The 15544-nt window shown below is 42.9% G+C and carries 15 protein-coding genes; 5 read left to right on the top strand and 10 right to left on the bottom strand.

Going from position 1 to position 15544, the window contains the following annotated elements; translation table 11 throughout:
• Positions 1-11: 11 nt before the first annotated feature.
• A complete protein-coding gene (locus B4Z47_RS22390; protein WP_254667733.1) occupies positions 12-962 on the bottom strand; it encodes an SDR family NAD(P)-dependent oxidoreductase in 951 nt (316 codons plus the stop codon).
• 302 nt (positions 963-1264) lie between these two features.
• Here B4Z47_RS22390 and B4Z47_RS22385 point away from each other — a divergent pair, with 302 nt between their 5' ends.
• The 5 genes from B4Z47_RS22385 to B4Z47_RS22365 all read left to right on the top strand — a co-directional run bounded on the left by B4Z47_RS22385 (position 1265) and on the right by B4Z47_RS22365 (position 4490).
• Positions 1265-1615: a hypothetical protein gene (locus tag B4Z47_RS22385; RefSeq protein WP_217493550.1), complete on the top strand. Its 351-nt coding sequence runs from the start codon at positions 1265-1267 to the stop codon at positions 1613-1615.
• A 14-nt stretch (positions 1616-1629) separates the two neighbouring features.
• Entirely contained in the window at positions 1630-2181 is a 552-nt protein-coding gene (locus B4Z47_RS22380) for an antibiotic biosynthesis monooxygenase (RefSeq protein ID WP_070567474.1), read from the top strand.
• A 278-nt stretch (positions 2182-2459) separates the two neighbouring features.
• Positions 2460-2921: a redoxin domain-containing protein gene (locus B4Z47_RS22375; RefSeq protein WP_070567472.1), complete on the top strand. Its 462-nt coding sequence runs from the start codon at positions 2460-2462 to the stop codon at positions 2919-2921.
• A gap of 2 nt (positions 2922-2923) precedes the next feature.
• Positions 2924-3433: a DsbA family protein gene (locus B4Z47_RS22370; RefSeq protein WP_070567469.1), complete on the top strand. Its 510-nt coding sequence runs from the start codon at positions 2924-2926 to the stop codon at positions 3431-3433.
• 235 nt (positions 3434-3668) lie between these two features.
• Positions 3669-4490, top strand: a complete 822-nt coding sequence (locus B4Z47_RS22365) for an alpha/beta fold hydrolase (RefSeq protein ID WP_070567467.1) — start codon at positions 3669-3671, stop codon at positions 4488-4490.
• A gap of 76 nt (positions 4491-4566) precedes the next feature.
• Here the strand turns inward: B4Z47_RS22365 and B4Z47_RS22360 are convergent, their stop codons facing one another.
• The 9 genes from B4Z47_RS22360 to B4Z47_RS22320 form a co-directional block, all read right to left on the bottom strand.
• Positions 4567-6186, bottom strand: a complete 1620-nt coding sequence (locus B4Z47_RS22360; protein WP_070567465.1) for a sigma-54 interaction domain-containing protein — start codon at positions 6184-6186, stop codon at positions 4567-4569.
• Between the two features lie 14 nt (positions 6187-6200).
• Complete coding sequence (locus tag B4Z47_RS22355) at positions 6201-7571, bottom strand: sigma-54-dependent transcriptional regulator (protein WP_070567663.1); 1371 nt, start codon at positions 7569-7571, stop codon at positions 6201-6203.
• 10 nt (positions 7572-7581) lie between these two features.
• The gene (locus B4Z47_RS22350) at positions 7582-9804 is read right to left on the bottom strand and encodes a tetratricopeptide repeat-containing sensor histidine kinase (RefSeq protein WP_070567463.1); all 2223 of its coding nucleotides are present in this window, start codon (positions 9802-9804) and stop codon (positions 7582-7584) included.
• 81 nt (positions 9805-9885) lie between these two features.
• Complete coding sequence (locus B4Z47_RS22345) at positions 9886-10551, bottom strand: YoaK family protein (protein WP_070567461.1); 666 nt, start codon at positions 10549-10551, stop codon at positions 9886-9888.
• A gap of 4 nt (positions 10552-10555) precedes the next feature.
• On the bottom strand, positions 10556-11029 hold the full coding sequence (locus B4Z47_RS22340) for a Dps family protein (RefSeq protein WP_070567458.1): 474 nt from the start codon (positions 11027-11029) through the stop codon (positions 10556-10558).
• A gap of 4 nt (positions 11030-11033) precedes the next feature.
• A complete protein-coding gene (locus B4Z47_RS22335) occupies positions 11034-11468 on the bottom strand; it encodes a DoxX family protein (RefSeq protein WP_070567456.1) in 435 nt (144 codons plus the stop codon).
• 12 nt (positions 11469-11480) lie between these two features.
• Positions 11481-13364, bottom strand: coding sequence for an amidohydrolase (locus B4Z47_RS22330; protein ID WP_070567454.1), 1884 nt, complete (start codon positions 13362-13364; stop codon positions 11481-11483).
• 12 nt (positions 13365-13376) lie between these two features.
• Positions 13377-14141 (bottom strand): M17 family peptidase N-terminal domain-containing protein, encoded by a 765-nt coding sequence (locus B4Z47_RS22325; RefSeq protein WP_070567661.1) that lies wholly within the window; start codon positions 14139-14141, stop codon positions 13377-13379.
• Between the two features lie 4 nt (positions 14142-14145).
• Entirely contained in the window at positions 14146-15543 is a 1398-nt protein-coding gene (locus tag B4Z47_RS22320; RefSeq protein WP_254667732.1) for an alginate export family protein, read from the bottom strand.
• Position 15544: the final 1 nt, after the last annotated feature.

Raw genomic sequence — 15544 nt, 5'->3', positions numbered from 1 at the left:
GAACTAAGCTGTTATACGGAATGCTCGAAACCTGTTGACACGGTATAACTTTTCCATTTTTCGATTTCTGCCCTAAGCATGTTGATCTTATTTTTGGCCAGTTCATACGCATCTTCGCCCATTAAAAAATGGACTGGAGGCTGCTCCAGCGTGCTAAGCTCGATTAATAGGGTTGCTGCTTTTTGGGGATCGTTTGCCTGATTCCCGTGGATCTGATGCAGATGGGTGGCTTCGTTTTCTCGGGCAGTTACATAAGCTGCGATCGGATTGGCTGCGGTATGTAAGGATCCTTCAGATAAAAAATCAGTTCTGAAATAGCCGGGATACACCAAGGTCGTGTGTACACCAAAAGGCTCCATTTCGACAGCGAGGGCTTCAGTAAAGCCTGCGACAGCAAATTTGGTGGAGCAATAAACACCAAAAGCTGGGTAATTTCCTGCGAGTCCGCCGATAGATGCGATATTGAAAATATGTCCCGATTGTTGGCGTCGCATATGGGGAGCGATATGCCGGATGGCATTAAGTGATCCAAAGACATTCACTTCGAAGTTGCGGCGTACTTCCCGGTCACTGAGCTCCTCTAGAGTGCCTGTCTGACCATATCCGGCATTGTTGACCAGTACATCAATTCGTCCAAAATAATCAATGGCCGAGAGTACAGCGCGGGCAACGTCGCTGTCATCGGTAATGTCGACTTCAAGCGGCAGAAAATTTTCCTGATTGCCGATTTCATCTTCCAGCGCCTGTTTTGTTCGTGATGTGGCAACCACAGAATAATCTTGGGCGAGCAGCTCTTTAACGAGGTTGAGACCAAGCCCTTTGGAGGCACCAGTGACGAACCATACTTTTTGTGATTTCATGTGTTTCTGTTTTAAATAAATTGATGATACAAAGATGGCCAATCCACCGATTTTGGATGTAGGCAGATCAACGGATCTTGTAGTCAGATCGTGGATTACCATCCTTTCAACGACTGAATTTGCCGGTTCGACAAAATCTATACAGCAAAAAGAAAAAATTGGGTAATTTTAAATGAATGAAGAGTAATAGCGCTTTTTCATTAAATCAATATGTTATGAAAACCAATAGCCTGATGGTCCAGAAAAAAGAATCGACCGTCTTGATGAATGGTAAAGTTTCCTGCTCAACAACTATAATTTTAAAAAAATAGTAGATCAGTTATGAGCAAAAGAACCCAAAAAACTAATAGTATGAATTTTTTTTCAACAATAAGACTACGAGATCTTACCTTAAGAACAGAATTGTGGTATCGCCTACGCAACAGTATAGTGCGACTGAGGGTATACCAGGAGATTGGCCTCTTGTCCACTTGGGCAGCCGTGCGATTGGTGGAGCAGGATTGCTACTCACTGAATGTAATCCAAAAGAACGGATGCTGCCTTTGGCTGTTTCAGAAGGAGGATGGCAGTTGAAATCATCATCAGCGACAATGATCAATGAACCTGAGCAGGCCAATGCTATTATTACAGACGGTTTGGCCGATCTTATACTAATTGCTCGTGAGCACCTTCGGGATCCTTATTTTTCCTTACATGCAGCAAAAATACTCGGAGAAGAAATAGCAATACCCTGGCAATACCAACGTGCATTTTAATTTTATCTGATCCTATGGAAAACCAAGGCGCTTCCGCTGTAATCACACATCATATTCTGGATGATAAAATCTATGATTATGAAAAATGGCTTGAAGAGATTATGCCATTAACTAGACATGCAAAGGGCTTTATTGATCTTCAGATCGTAAGGCCTATTCCTCAATTGACTTTTGTATATACGATCATTATTCGTTTTGACACGGTCGACCATCTCAAAATGTGGCTAGAATCGACGGAACGAAAGCGCTGGATTGAAAAGGTTGAGCCACTATTTCGTCGCCACGATCACTATCAGATCCAGTCGGGTTTGGATTTTCTTTTTGAAGTCCCAGAGAATAGTGCAAAAATCCCTCCTCGCTGGAAACAATATCTTGTCACTTGGTCTGCTATTTATCCATTATCCATTTGTACACCCATGTTACTCGTGCCATTATTGCGCGCTTTAAATTTATCCTTCAATCACTTTTCGGATACACTCTTAATCTCTGGTACGATTGTGTTTTTGATGGTTTATGTTGTCATGCCAAAATATACAAAGCTGATTCGTAAATGGCTAAATAAATAGTCTAAAGTTGGCTGTGTTGAACGATAATTTCTGCCTTTTCAAGGAATTCTGAATCTAAATAATTTATGATGTATGAGAGAGACAGCTCAAAATGATTTTTGGATCGGAAACTCATTCCTTAAAGGACTTCCGGAAAGTCAGATCTTTATCAAACCTGAAACTAAATAAAACAAATTTAACTGTTCACACCTTTATACTATGGTGGCACAGATCTAGTTATAAATATATAAACAGGCAGACTGGAATGCCAATATTGCTTACACTTTAAAGATATTAGTATGTTAAAAAAAAATGATGTTGCCCCTGATTTTACCTTGTATGCGACCCCCGATCAGAAAATTAGCTTATCAGAATTCAAGGGGCATAATGTGATATTGGCATTTTACCCCGCAGATTGGAGTCCGGTATGCAGCGATCAGATGGCACTATATAATGAAATGCTCAAGTATTTTAAGAAATATGATGCCGAAATTATGGGTATTTCCGTTGACAGCAAATGGTGTCATATGGCGTTCGCTCAGTCCCGAAAACTACATTTTCCACTTCTAGCCGATTTTGAAGCTAAAGGAGATGTCGCCAAAAAATATGGTGTTTACGATGAAGAAGAAGGTGAGTGCAAGCGCGCACTCTTTGTAATTGATAAGGAAGGGGTTATCGCTTGGAGTTATCTATCTCCGACTGCGGTCAATCCAGGTGCAGACGGTATTATCGAAGCATTGGAGAATCTTAAATTAAAATAATTATGTCATTGAAACCGAAGGTCAGCAATGCTGACCATATATTGGGAAATGGCCAGGCCGATCTGACCATTGTTGAATATGGGGATTATCAATGTCCACATTGCGGTGCAGCCCATCCCATAATAAAAGAAATGATGGCCGAACTGGGAAGCCAGATCAGGTTTGTATTCCGCAATTTCCCACTTTCGGAAATGCATCCTTATGCTCAACCCGCAGCATTAGCGGCGGAGGCGGCGGCCTTGCAGGGAAAATTTTGGGAGATGCATGATGCCATTTTTGAAAACCAGAACTTGTTAAGTGCGAGATTACTGTTGGATATCGCCGAGCAACTGGATTTGGATATGTCGAAGTTCAAATCTGATATGCAGGACGAGGCGTTACAGGATCGGGTAGATGGCGATTTTGAAAGTGGTATGCTGAGTGGCGTTAATGGGACACCGACATTTTTTGTCAACGGACAGAAATTTGACGGTGGCGCGGAAGATCTGGTTCAAATATTAGGTGAAAACTGAATATATGATTACTATTTAAATACAGTTGAGCACACGGCGAGAAGCCTTTTGCAGGAAAATAGAACCTATCTTAAAAAACGGATGAACCGACTGTATAAATAACGATATATCGTTATTTATAAATTTACTTTTTGTTTTATAATGCGTTTAAATACAGTTATATATGTTTGTTGGACTATAAATTGCAATCCCATTAACATATCATGTAAATAATAAAATTCTTAAACTAATCATCATGGCAACATTCAAAGTTCAAGACGGAACAGAAATTTATTACAAAGACTGGGGAACAGGACAACCGATCGTATTTCATCATGGTTGGCCTCTATCCAGCGACGATTGGGACGCGCAGCTGATGTACTTCCTCGAAAAAGGGTACCGTGTGATCGCACACGATCGCCGGGGTCATGGTCGCTCGACACAGACGGCGACAGGAAATGAGATGGATACCTATGCGTCGGATATTGCACAATTGGTAGAAGCATTGGACTTAAAAGATGCCATCCATATTGGCCACTCAACAGGTGGCGGCGAGGTCGTGCGCTACATAACCAATCATGGTACTTCTCGGGTGTCAAAAGCTGTATTGATCAGTGCGGTTACCCCCACAATGGCTAAGAGTGCAACAAACCCTGATGGCGTACCTATGGAGGTCTTTGACGAAATAAGATTGAATACTGCAACACGTAGACAACAGTATTTTCAGGATTTTACCCTCGCTTTTTATGGTTATAACCGCGATGGAGCAAATGTACAACAAGGCGTGATGGATAACTGGTGGCGGCAAGGAATGATGGGCGGTATTAAGGCTCACTATGATTGTATCAAAGCTTTCTCTGAAACTGATTTTACGGAAGAACTTAAAAAAGTCGAGATTCCTGTCTTAGTATTGCATGGTGAAGATGATCAGATCGTACCGATTGATATAACGGGTAGAAGAGCTGCTGAGTTGGTCCAAAATGGCACTTTAATTACCTATCCTGGCTTTCCGCATGGAATGCCTACTACAGAAGCGGAGACCATCAATAAGGATATTTTGGATTTTATCGAGAAATAAGATTTCTGTTGATCTAAAAATAGTTTTTAAATAGTTGTATAAGCCATTTCCATAAACGGGAATGGCTTTTTTCATTTTATTCCTTGGAGTAAGAAAACTTTTTGCCAATGCCCAGCTTTTTCATTTTGGATTGAAGCGTTGTGGCTGGAATACCGAGTATGGTCGCCGCCCCATTTGGGCCAGAAATACGCGCTTTACAGTTGTGCAATACCCAAAGAATGTATTCTTTTTCAAAGTTTGCCAGGGTTTGTAGACGGAAATCCGGAACCTTGCTTTCTCCTACAAAATCAGCGTCAGGCAATAGCGCAATTTTTTTTATAGTTGAATCTTCAGTCAATAGAATCGAACGTGCAATAACATGTTCAAGTTCGCGAATATTGCCAGGCCAAGAATGTAGATGGAGGCGTTGCAATACCTTTTTACTCATTTGCTTAGGTGGTTTTTCTCCGGCATGTTTTAAGAGGAAGTGTTGGATTAAATGAGGGATATCTTCCCGTCGTTCACGAAGGGATGGAAGGGTAATTGGAAATGCACTGATCCGGTAATATAGATCGGATCGAAAGTTGCCGGCCTTCACTTCAGCTTGTAAGTCCTTGTGTGTGGCACAGATTATACGGACATCGATAGGAATATTTTTATTTCCTCCCACGCGCTCAATTTCTTTTTCCTGCAACACACGGAGAAGTTTTGCCTGGAGTGTTAAAGGGAGATCCCCAATCTCGTCCAAAAAAAGTGTTCCGCCGTGGGCTTGTTCGAACTTGCCGATTTTACGCTTTACAGCACCGCTGAAACTACCTTTTTCATGTCCAAAAAGCTCACTTTCGATCAATGTGGGCGCAATAGCCGCGCAGTTGACTTTTATTAGGGGACGAGCCGATCTGAGTGAAAAATGATGTATAATTTGGGTTGCTACTTCTTTGCCAGTTCCGCTTTCACCTTGAATAAGCAGGTTCATTTCTGATAGTGCTACCATTTTGAGCTGCGATTTTATGGCCTGTATCAGGTCACTCTCGCCGATCATCTGCGGCTCTGAGGCCTCTGATTTCTTACCGTAACCCTCGTTCTGCAGGAAACCCTGAGGCTGCGCTGGGCTGCTGGGCATGTTTGTTAAGGCTGCATGTGCCGAACGTTCGTGCATCAGAATATTGCCGATGCTGATACCAAGCTGTGGGATAAAGTTTTTTATCCGATACTCAAGCTGAGGATCGATATGTTCCAGCCTTTTGTAGCCTAGACTTAAGATCGCCCAGTAGTGGTCATGTACACGAAAAGCTTTGGATACAATTGCTTTATTTCCCTCTTGAATGACGTGGACAAAGCTTGCCGGAAAGGATTTATCTGCTTTTAAAATCTCGCTGGCTCGGAACAGGATGGGTTCAGCGGAAAGGATACAATCTTTAAAGAATGTGTCTTTACAGCTACGTGATTCGTTCTTGCTTGTTTTTGCCTTATTTTTGGATTGAAAAAGAAGGCTATAATTAACTTCGCGATTATCCGCAATAAATAGCGAAAGCCAATTTTGTCCCAAAAAGATTTGGATTTCGTTTTGAAGCAAATCCAATGCGGCTAGGGTATGAATAGGAGCCATTTTCTGCTGAATAGCAATTTGAGCAAGCTGCTCTATTTCGCGTTGCTGAATGCGATTATAAATCGCTTGCGGATCTGATCCTACGGCTGTATGCTGCATGATGGTCATTTGCTATCTTGTTATCAATAAAAGTCGGATTTAATTCCGAATTTTTTCATTTTGCTATATAGACTGGATGAACTGATCTGTAAGATTTCTGTTGCTCCACCTGGGCCTGAAATTTTGCCCTTACATGATTCAAGTACACGCAAAATATGCTCTCGTTCAATTTCTTCAAGGGATGCTAATTTTTGAGATGAAAAATCTGAGATTTTACTTTCCAGGTGTTCAATAAATACCATGTCGTTGATGATAGGGTCTTTTGCAAGCAGAACGGTTCTTTCAATAAGATGCTGCATCTCCCGAATATTGCCCGGCCATGGATAAGCTTGCATATTGGCAAGTACATGAGCAGAAAAGGCTGTGACGTTTTTCTTGAGTTTCGTGGCGTAAAAGGCTAGAAAATAATTGGCCAGCACCTCAATATCTCCAGTTCGCTCTCGAAGTGGCGGAATAGCAATTGGGAAGATGTTGAGCCGATAATAGAGGTCCAGTCTAAAGTTGCCTAAGGCGACCTCCTGTTCCAGGTTGCGGTTAGTCGCCGCGATAATACGGACATTGATCTTGACGGGCAGCTCTCCACCTACACGGTCAATTTCTTGTTCTTGGAGCACACGGAGTAATTTGGTCTGCGCTTCTAACGGTAGTTCACCTATTTCGTCCAAAAAGATGGTTCCCCCGTCGGCAAGTTCAAATTTACCAATTCTTCTATTTTGTGCCCCTGTAAAGGCTCCTTTTTCATGACCAAATAATTCAGACTCCATAAGGGATAGTGGTATGGCCGCACAATTGACTACAACCAAAGGCTGCTGCTTGCGCAACGATAGCTGATGTAATGACTGCGCAATCTTTTCTTTACCTGTGCCACTTTCGCCGAGGAGCAAGACGGAGGTGTCTGTAGGAGCAACCAATTCGACCTGTGAAAGTACCTCATTAAGGGCTGGGCTTGTACCGATGAGCTGATTTTTTAAGCTTCTGTTTTCAATGGACTTAATTTTCGGTTCCTCGGCCTTGTTTTCCGAATTGAGCCTTTCATTGGCAATATCGAGCATAATGAAAAGATCCTTTTCGCGAAATGGTTTTGTCAAAAAACCATAGGGCCTTGTCTCTTTCACCGCTTCTAAAATACCTTGGTTTGTATTGGCCGAGATAAATAGGAATGGTAGCTCCAGCTTGTTCAGTTCAATAGCGAGGTCGATACCTGTTTCACTTCCCTTTAATAGGATATCGAGTAGGACCCAATTCGGTTTTGTTGTCGCAATAATTGTCTTGGCCTGCGACACAGAAGACGCTATACCAACGACCTCATAACCGTTTTTTTTGAGGATCATCCTGAGATCATTAGCGACGATAAATTCGTCTTCTACAATTAAGATCTTGTTTCCTTTTTGCATAAAATTCGTCTTAAATTTCACCTTCTTTCTGTGAAAATTGAATGGTAATGAAAACACCTTGGTCAGATGTGAGTTTAAATTCTCCGTCAAGCTGGGAAGTTAGCCCTTGCATGAGATTCATGCCAAAAGAGTCACTATCACTACTGCTAAGATCTTTCTGTATCCCGATACCATTGTCGGCAATGCTGAGCAAGAGATCGTAAGGAGTAGCTTTGATTCGCCTGAAGCTGATAAAAACAGTTCCCTCCCTTTGAGCAAAAGCATGTTTGATTGCATTATTGATTGCTTCATTGAGAATAAGCCCAACTGGGACCGCCTGTGCAACATCCAGTGTAATCGGATCTACCTGAATCTCAAATTTAACTGATTTTTCGGATTGAAAGCTATCTTTGAGATATTCGGTCAGTTCCTGGATATACCATTTCATGTCAATGCGAGAAAGGTTGTCTGTTTGATATAGTTTTTGATGGATCAGAGACATCGCATGCATGCGATTTTGACTATTTTGAATTGCGCTGATGGCGTCTTCGTTTTCAAGATAAGCCGATTGTGTATTGAGCAGACTGATAATAATCTGCATGTTGTTTTTGACGCGATGGTGAATTTCTTTTAGTAGCCATTCTTTTTCAGCGATCAGCTGTTTTAGCTTTTCATTCTGGGCATTGATTTCTTCCTGTTTGAGCGTTAGTTTTGCATTACTTCTTTTTTTTATGGCATTTTGGATATACAAAAAGCCTGCGAAGATCAACAGGACAACGAAGCTGCCTATGAATACGTTTCGTATAATAGCCTCCCGTTCAAGCAGTGATTTTTGCAGCTGACCTTTTTGTTTGAGGAGGACGATATCATGGTCTTTTTTTTCGGTATCATAATCTAATTGTAAGGCGGTAAGCTCCTTGGCCCGCTCTACACTGTTAATGGAATCGCTGATAGTTTTGAAAGCCGCCAAGTTTTTGAATGCGGATTTAAAATCACCGCGGGCGGAGTCGGCCAGATAATAGAGTTTCCGCAATTCGGAAGCACGGAGCAGACTGCTTTCTTTGGTCATTGATCGCTCTATTTCTTCGAGGTAAGGGTACATCTGTTTGATCTGTCCATCTGCAAAAAGATAGCTAGCGATTCCAATCATCATGATATGCCTTTCCTGCCCAGTGATATTCCCGGTCTTGTAATAGGTTAAGAGTTCCTGATAATAGGGATAAGCTTTTTTTGTGTTTTTATTTCTTGTGTATAGCATGGTATACAGATAGGCATAGCGTATGGAATAGATATCGGACGCGTAATCTTTGGTGACATTATCAAGCAGATTCAGTGCATCTGAAACACGATTGAGACGCGATAGAATAGTCGCTAAATTGAGTGTGATCGTATGGATGCCATATCTGTCGTCTTGACTTTTGGCGATTTCAAATGCCTTTTGATAATTTTCTAGGGCTTCTTTATTGGATTTAAGATCGTAATAGATCAATCCCACAATATTGTACACGGCAGCTAAATCATCTTTGGTTGTCGTTGTGCTTTCGTTTTCCACTACCCGACGGGCTTCGAGTGCATATTTTAAAGCTTCTTTGAGGCGCAGGAGCATCCGGAGATTACCGGCAACGGACACAAGCTCCTGGCTGATATTTTTATCGCCGGTCTGTTTTTTTAATACAGCGGCTCGATGAGCAGTTGCTATGGCACCTTTATAATCCCCATAATTGGAAAGGAAGCTGGATTGTTCCATCAGGATTTTGGGCTCAAGTGATTTGTCACTTGTCTTTTTGGCTTGTTCTAACGCTTGCTGGAATAAGCTGGTCTTTTGATGAAAGTCCACATCTTTGATGTCGTTAGCCATAGACAGGTAAATCATGGCCGAGGCTTTAGCAAGCTGATGGGCGTTTGCAAAAAGTAAACTAGCCTTTTTCTGGCTTTTTGCAAGGTCAGGTTTACCCATTTCCTCTTGTATTCGGGCATCCAGAAGCATATTTAGCGCGGCTTCGGTTTTAAGGTTGACTGAGAGGTGCAGTTTTTGGGATGTCCCATTAAGCCATAAGGCACTGTCTAGGTCTTTTTTTGATTCACCTGGTTTTTCCAGATAACATTTAGCGGCATCATAAAGCATACGAGCTTTTTGTCCGGGATCCTTTTCATGCGATATGCTGTCTAGCAGACGATGAATAGTCGTGTTGTCCTGACCGAATGTGTTAAAGATCGAAAGGATAAAAATGCTAAGTATTAGATAAATTCTCATTAAGGTGACATACGTTATAAGATAGAGCAAGCTATCTTTCTACTGGTAGCTTGCTCTATTTGCTTGATGCTTTTATCCTAATTATTGATCCTTGTCTTTCGAGAGGAAATAACAGACGAGCATCGCTATACCTGCAAATATAATAGAAGTTAATCCAAGTTGTTTACCAAAATAGGCTCCCGCCAAACATCCGATGAAAAAACCTGATAAGGTAATCAGCTGCTTCCCAAAGCTGACGTTGGTGTCTGGATTTTTAAATTTATTGGCGATAAGTACACAGAGGTCTAGCGATGCTTGGGTCACATTTCCGGTCATCATGGTTGTCGGTCCGTGAGTTGCTTTGGCAAATAGTTTTCCGAATGCATTTTGCATGCCCAAAGCGAATACGACGAGCATAACCAAGCTATACATCACGGTTTTGGAAGCCTCTACTGGAAGAACAATTGCCAGCAAACCTGCAATAACAAGTAATAGGGCTTCGACAAAGAGGACGGTATTTTTCTTATGAGAGCGTGAGGAAAGCCATCCGCCTGCCATCACTGCGGTGACGAATACAGGGAAGGTTGCTAATTTGATCCAGGCCGTGATATCTCCGCCATTGATAAGCTGATAGGCGAAGACGATAAAGTTACCTGTCACATGGGCCGAAAATATTTTGTCAGCTGCGACAAAAGTAACAGTGTCACAATACCCCCCAACAAGTGTGAGAACAAGTGTCGTTATATGTGCTTTGTTTTGATTTTCCATGATTTTATGATAAATGCGCACGTAGCATCCAAGCCATTTTTTCGTGAGTTTCCAGAAGTCCTGTTGCGTAGTCGCTTGTTCCAATGTCCTTTAGTGCCATTGCAAAATGGTCGATGTTTTCGCGCAATGAAACAATAATGCTTTCGTGGTCCATTAATAATTCTTTGATATAAGCAGTACTTTCATTGCCTGACCTTTTCTGTTCGGTTAACTGTGTCAGCGCCAGAAACTGATTTAGGCTGGCAGGTGCATAATGCCCTAGGCTGCGGATGCGCTCAGCAAGACTGTCAATCAGCTCATCGAGTTCGTTGTACTGCGCTTCAAAAAAGAGATGTTTGTTGTAAAAATCGGCTCCTTCAATGTTCCAATGTGCATTCCTCGTTTTCGTATAGAGCAGGTATTCATCGGCTAAGAGTTTAGAAAGAATATGTGCCGATTCAGCTAGATTATTTTCGTGTATTCCGATATGGGGTTTCATATGTTTATTTTGTGAGCAGTTGATAAATGTAATGATCGATTGAATAAGTTCCTGGGCCGGTGAGCAAGAGGAGCAAAAGGCAAAGTGTGTACATAAATGGAATATCGCGCACTTCGCGTGAATCGTGACGATGGACGACAAAATAACCAACTGCGGTGACTCCTATTGTCGGTAGTAGCGCTAACCTTCCAAATAAGCCAAGTGCAATAAAAAAAGGAACAATAGTGTCTGCAAACTGGGCTACTGCGGCGTTTAGTTTTTCGGGTAGCTGCAAAGGATTTGGGATATGTTCAGGTTCAGCTTGTGGGCCTCTCTGAATTTTTTTGAGACCGTGCACGGTCAATAATTCCCAGGCAAATAGAACTCGAAAGATCAGTATGGCAATGTTATTGGTCGTATTGCCCAAATCGGTGTAAAAAAGTTTTTGAAGTATTTCCATCTTTCCAGTGTCTTAAAATGCAAAACATGAACAGCCTAGGGCTCCCCAGAATGCGGTGTAATTGTTTATCGCGATATTGCTCATTCGGGCTTGATTGTGATCGTGTGCATGTACCTGACAGCTGCCGCTACACAGATGGATGGAATTTACAATGCTACTTTGAGCTGTTGATGCAGTTGTACTGCTTTTTTGAGCTGTTTTCGAAACACTATAATAACCACCGTAGCTTTTTGTAGGTGACCAATCGGGTAGAATGGGGATCGGTGGGGGAGAGAAGGAACTGAAATCACCTTCTGCATAGACAATTTTGCCCGCTACGACTGTAAGTTCGGATTCGATCTCCTTAATAGCTTCATCTTCTACCGTAAAATAGTCATTGTTAAGTACCGTTAAATCAGCTAGCATTCCCACAGCAATATCTCCTTTTTTTTGTTGTTCTTGTGAAAACCAAGCACTCCCTTTGGTATAGAGCTGTAGCGCTGTCATGCGGTCAAGCTTGCTATCTTGGTATAGCTGGAGTCCACCAACAGTTTTTCCTGCGGTAAGCCAGTACATGGACACCCAGGGATTGTAGCTGCTCACGCGGGTTGCATCGGATCCACCTCCTACAGGAACTTCCATGGCCAGCATTTTTTTGACAGGGGGTGTTTGTTCGGCCGCAGTAGCGCCATATCGATCTGCAAAATATTCACCTTGATAGGCCATGCGGCTTTGGATGGCAATACCACCACCTAGCGCTTTGGTTCGTTCAATATTACGTTCGTCTATTGTTTCGGCGTGGTCGAAAATCCAGGCCAATCCGTCAAACGGAATGTCGCGGTTGACTTTCTCAAATACATCCAAAAAGCGGCTGATACTTTCGTTGTATGTGGCATGTAATCTGAATGGCCATCGGTTACTCACGAGTAAGCGAACAACTTTTTCGAGTTCGGCTTCCATATTTTCACTGAGATCAGGTCTAGGCTGCAGAAAATCCTCAAAATCTGCTGCAGAAAAAACAAGCATTTCACCAGCGCCGTTGTGGCGGTACATGTCGTCGCCTTGGTGGAGAGGAACGCTGTCTATCCATTGCTGGAAATCTTCGTATTCGTGCTTGGGCTTTTGTGTAAAAAGGTTGTAGGCGATACGAACCGTAAGCTGGTCTTCGCTATGTAAATCACGGATGACTTTGTAGTCATCGGGATAGTTTTGAAAACCGCCACCAGCATCGATAACGCTGGTAATTCCAAAGCGATTGAGTTCCTTCATGAAATGTCGGGTCGAATTAACCTGCTCTTCGTAGGGAAGTGTAGGTCCTTTTGCCAAGGTTGAATATAGGATCATGGCATTGGGCGATGCAATCAGCAATCCTGTGGGATTGCCGTGGCTGTCCCGTTCAATGGTTCCGCCTGGAGGAGCGGGTGTGTCTTTGGTGTAACCTACGGCACGCAGTGCCGCAGCATTTAGCAGTGCGCGGTCATAGAGATGAAGGATAAAAACGGGTGTATCGGGTGCTATGGCATTGATTTCAGCCAAAGTTGGCATACGACGTTCGGCAAATTGAAACTCGGACCAACCGCCCACTACGCGAACCCATTGGGGATGTGGCGTGCGGTCAACTTGCTCTTTGAGCATACGTAGTGCATCGGCTAATGATGGAACACCATCCCAGCGCAATTCAAGATTATAATTGAGTCCACCACGGATCAGGTGGATATGCGAATCGTTGATACCCGGTACAACACGTCTACCGCCTAGGTCAATCAATTTTGTCTGTGTGTTGGCAAGCTTAAGGACATCGCTATCCGAACCGATTGCAACAAATTTACCATCTTGGATCGCTACAGCAGTGACTGCTTCCTGGTTGTGGCCGAAATGGGTTATTTTTCCGTTATATAGAATAAGGTCTGCTTTCATAGTCTGGTTTGTTTAATTGTTTAAGGAAGAAATCGCGTTTTTGATGCCTTCGCCAGCAGTTTCAAAAAATGCCGGTCCAGCTAATAACGTGATCTTGTTTAATACCGGTTGTTGATCCATATTTTTTTCGCCCAACCATTTTTGGGTTCTGAAGGCATCGATACAACCGAGAACAACATTCTCTGCGACCAGAGCAGTCGGCGAATCCACACCCGCATCTTTGAGATCACTCGCAAAACTAAAATCTTTGACACCTAATCTAAGCGCTTCGCGCATGGCAACATGGGCTACATCCTTCATCAGTTCAGCATGGAAGTCCTCCCGTTTGCCAAGCCCAATCAACAACAGTTTTTTACTTGCGAGCGTGCCCTTTTGGCTTGGAGCTAAGAGGATGGTTTCAAGTGCATGTCCCTTAAATTTTCCTGTTTTACGTATTTCAGTTAACGTACCATGTAAAGCTTCATCTAAATGTACTAGACCATTCAATGCGGCAGGCAATGCCGGTGGGGAGATAAAGATATCGCCCTCGGTATATTCAAATACACAGGCTACCTGCAGATCACTTGCAGCAGCCGAAGGGCCTTGAACGAGACCTTCAATAGCAAGTCCATCGACATTTCCCCAGATGGTACTTGTGCCTATTGCTGTGGTTTTAATAGGAGCTGCCGCCGTTACTTGTGCATAGGATTGTATCGGAGTGACCGCCAGGGTGCCAAGCAAGGCGATCAGTGCCCATTGACATGTTTTCTTTTGAAAGAGTCTCTTTATTGTTTTCATGATTTTAGAATTTAAAGGCGATCCTGCTATTGAAGAAAATTCCATTTTTTGGTGTGCTAATGATGTCTTCAATAAAAGCGCCGGTTTTGAAATATTGAATACCTGTTACCAGCGACAATTGCTTACTGGCGGCGTAGGTAAAGTTGGCTAGATAAGCTGTGCCGATATAGCGTTTACGCGAAGCAGATCCAGGCAGGTTAAAAGATCCGCTTGGCCTGTATAAACCGTCTTGTAAGGTATGCCGCCAGTTGAAAACTACGTCAACCTGCATCTTGAGTTTGGGAAGAAGGTCTAGCGTGGCATAAGGGTGAATGTCAATCAAGTTGACGGGACCGATCTGTGGACTAAAACCGAAGTATCCGCCTTTGGGGTAAATGGGGTTGAAAGTTTGCAGATTGCCATCTCCAGCCTTTTTGTCCCCTGAAATATAGTCGTTACGTAGATTGATGGATGGTTTGAGTACCGTATTTTCAAAGAGGTAGCCGATATCGACGGAAGCAGTCCATGCCGATATCTTACCGTGGCCAAAAGATCCAAATTGATAAGCCCCTTCAAGGTTGTAAATAAATCCACCGCCATATTTCCAGATCCGGGTTCCTATAGTATGGCGGGTTTCTTGTGCTATACCCTCCTCAAAAGCCGAACGATCGCGATAGATGCCGATGTAATATAAGTCGAGATTGGCCTGTTGAGGAATAATAAATTTACCGTAAGCTCCCCACAGGTTGACCTGTTTGGATGGTTTGTTATCAAATATGCCCGGTCTAATGGTATCTGCCATCATGGCAAATGCTTCAATATTCACTTTACTGCTGTTGTAAGCTAGTTTTGCTCCGGTGAAATATCTTCTGGCATTTGGGCCTTCACCTACGGAGATTAAGCGGCCGGAGCCATAGTCAAGCTCCTGCCTGCCAAGGCGAATCAATACTGATTTATCATTTTGTTTGAACAGCGTTCCATCTATAAATAGGTTCTGTACATTCAATTGGTCTTCATCGATCTGGCGTGAACCATTTTTGCGGCCATGCTGCAGGGCTGAGCGAAGTTGAGTGAAAAGACGGAGACGCGTTCCGAAATGTAGATCGGCGTGAAGGCTATAGCGTTGCAGTAGAAAGTTGTTATGCCCAAGTTTTACACGTCCCCAGTCCTCATTGTTAAAATCGACATATTCCAACCGTGCCTCGCCACCCATCGAAAGCCATAATTTTCTGTCAGCAGTTAAAGGGCTATATTTGAGCTTTTGATAACCATGACGTGTACTGTCTGCGAGGGCGCTGTAATCTTCCTCGAAACGCATTAATTTGTAGGTTTGACCCTTGGAAAAATGCGGAAATAGGATGAGTATCGACAATACGACCACCGCTTGACGGATGTAGTTGAATATGGTCTGTTGCTGTTGCACG

Source organism: Sphingobacterium sp. UBA2610 (assembly GCF_002339225.1).
Classification (GTDB): Bacteria; Bacteroidota; Bacteroidia; order Sphingobacteriales; family Sphingobacteriaceae; genus Sphingobacterium; species Sphingobacterium multivorum.
The sequence above is the reverse complement of the archived record's forward strand: the minus strand, read 5'-3'. Positions and strand labels throughout refer to the sequence as shown.

Coding starts and splice junctions, on each gene's coding strand:
- B4Z47_RS22390 (WP_254667733.1), bottom strand. CDS start 962: ATGGTAATCCACGATCTGACTACAAGATCCGTTGATCTGCCTACATCC.
- B4Z47_RS22380 (WP_070567474.1), top strand. CDS start 1,630: ATGGAAAACCAAGGCGCTTCCGCTGTAATCACACATCATATTCTGGAT.
- B4Z47_RS22375 (WP_070567472.1), top strand. CDS start 2,460: ATGTTAAAAAAAAATGATGTTGCCCCTGATTTTACCTTGTATGCGACC.
- B4Z47_RS22370 (WP_070567469.1), top strand. CDS start 2,924: ATGTCATTGAAACCGAAGGTCAGCAATGCTGACCATATATTGGGAAAT.
- B4Z47_RS22365 (WP_070567467.1), top strand. CDS start 3,669: ATGGCAACATTCAAAGTTCAAGACGGAACAGAAATTTATTACAAAGAC.
- B4Z47_RS22360 (WP_070567465.1), bottom strand. CDS start 6,186: ATGACCATCATGCAGCATACAGCCGTAGGATCAGATCCGCAAGCGATT.
- B4Z47_RS22355 (WP_070567663.1), bottom strand. CDS start 7,571: ATGCAAAAAGGAAACAAGATCTTAATTGTAGAAGACGAATTTATCGTC.
- B4Z47_RS22350 (WP_070567463.1), bottom strand. CDS start 9,804: ATGAGAATTTATCTAATACTTAGCATTTTTATCCTTTCGATCTTTAAC.
- B4Z47_RS22345 (WP_070567461.1), bottom strand. CDS start 10,551: ATGGAAAATCAAAACAAAGCACATATAACGACACTTGTTCTCACACTT.
- B4Z47_RS22340 (WP_070567458.1), bottom strand. CDS start 11,029: ATGAAACCCCATATCGGAATACACGAAAATAATCTAGCTGAATCGGCA.
- B4Z47_RS22335 (WP_070567456.1), bottom strand. CDS start 11,468: ATGGAAATACTTCAAAAACTTTTTTACACCGATTTGGGCAATACGACC.
- B4Z47_RS22330 (WP_070567454.1), bottom strand. CDS start 13,364: ATGAAAGCAGACCTTATTCTATATAACGGAAAAATAACCCATTTCGGC.
- B4Z47_RS22325 (WP_070567661.1), bottom strand. CDS start 14,141: ATGAAAACAATAAAGAGACTCTTTCAAAAGAAAACATGTCAATGGGCA.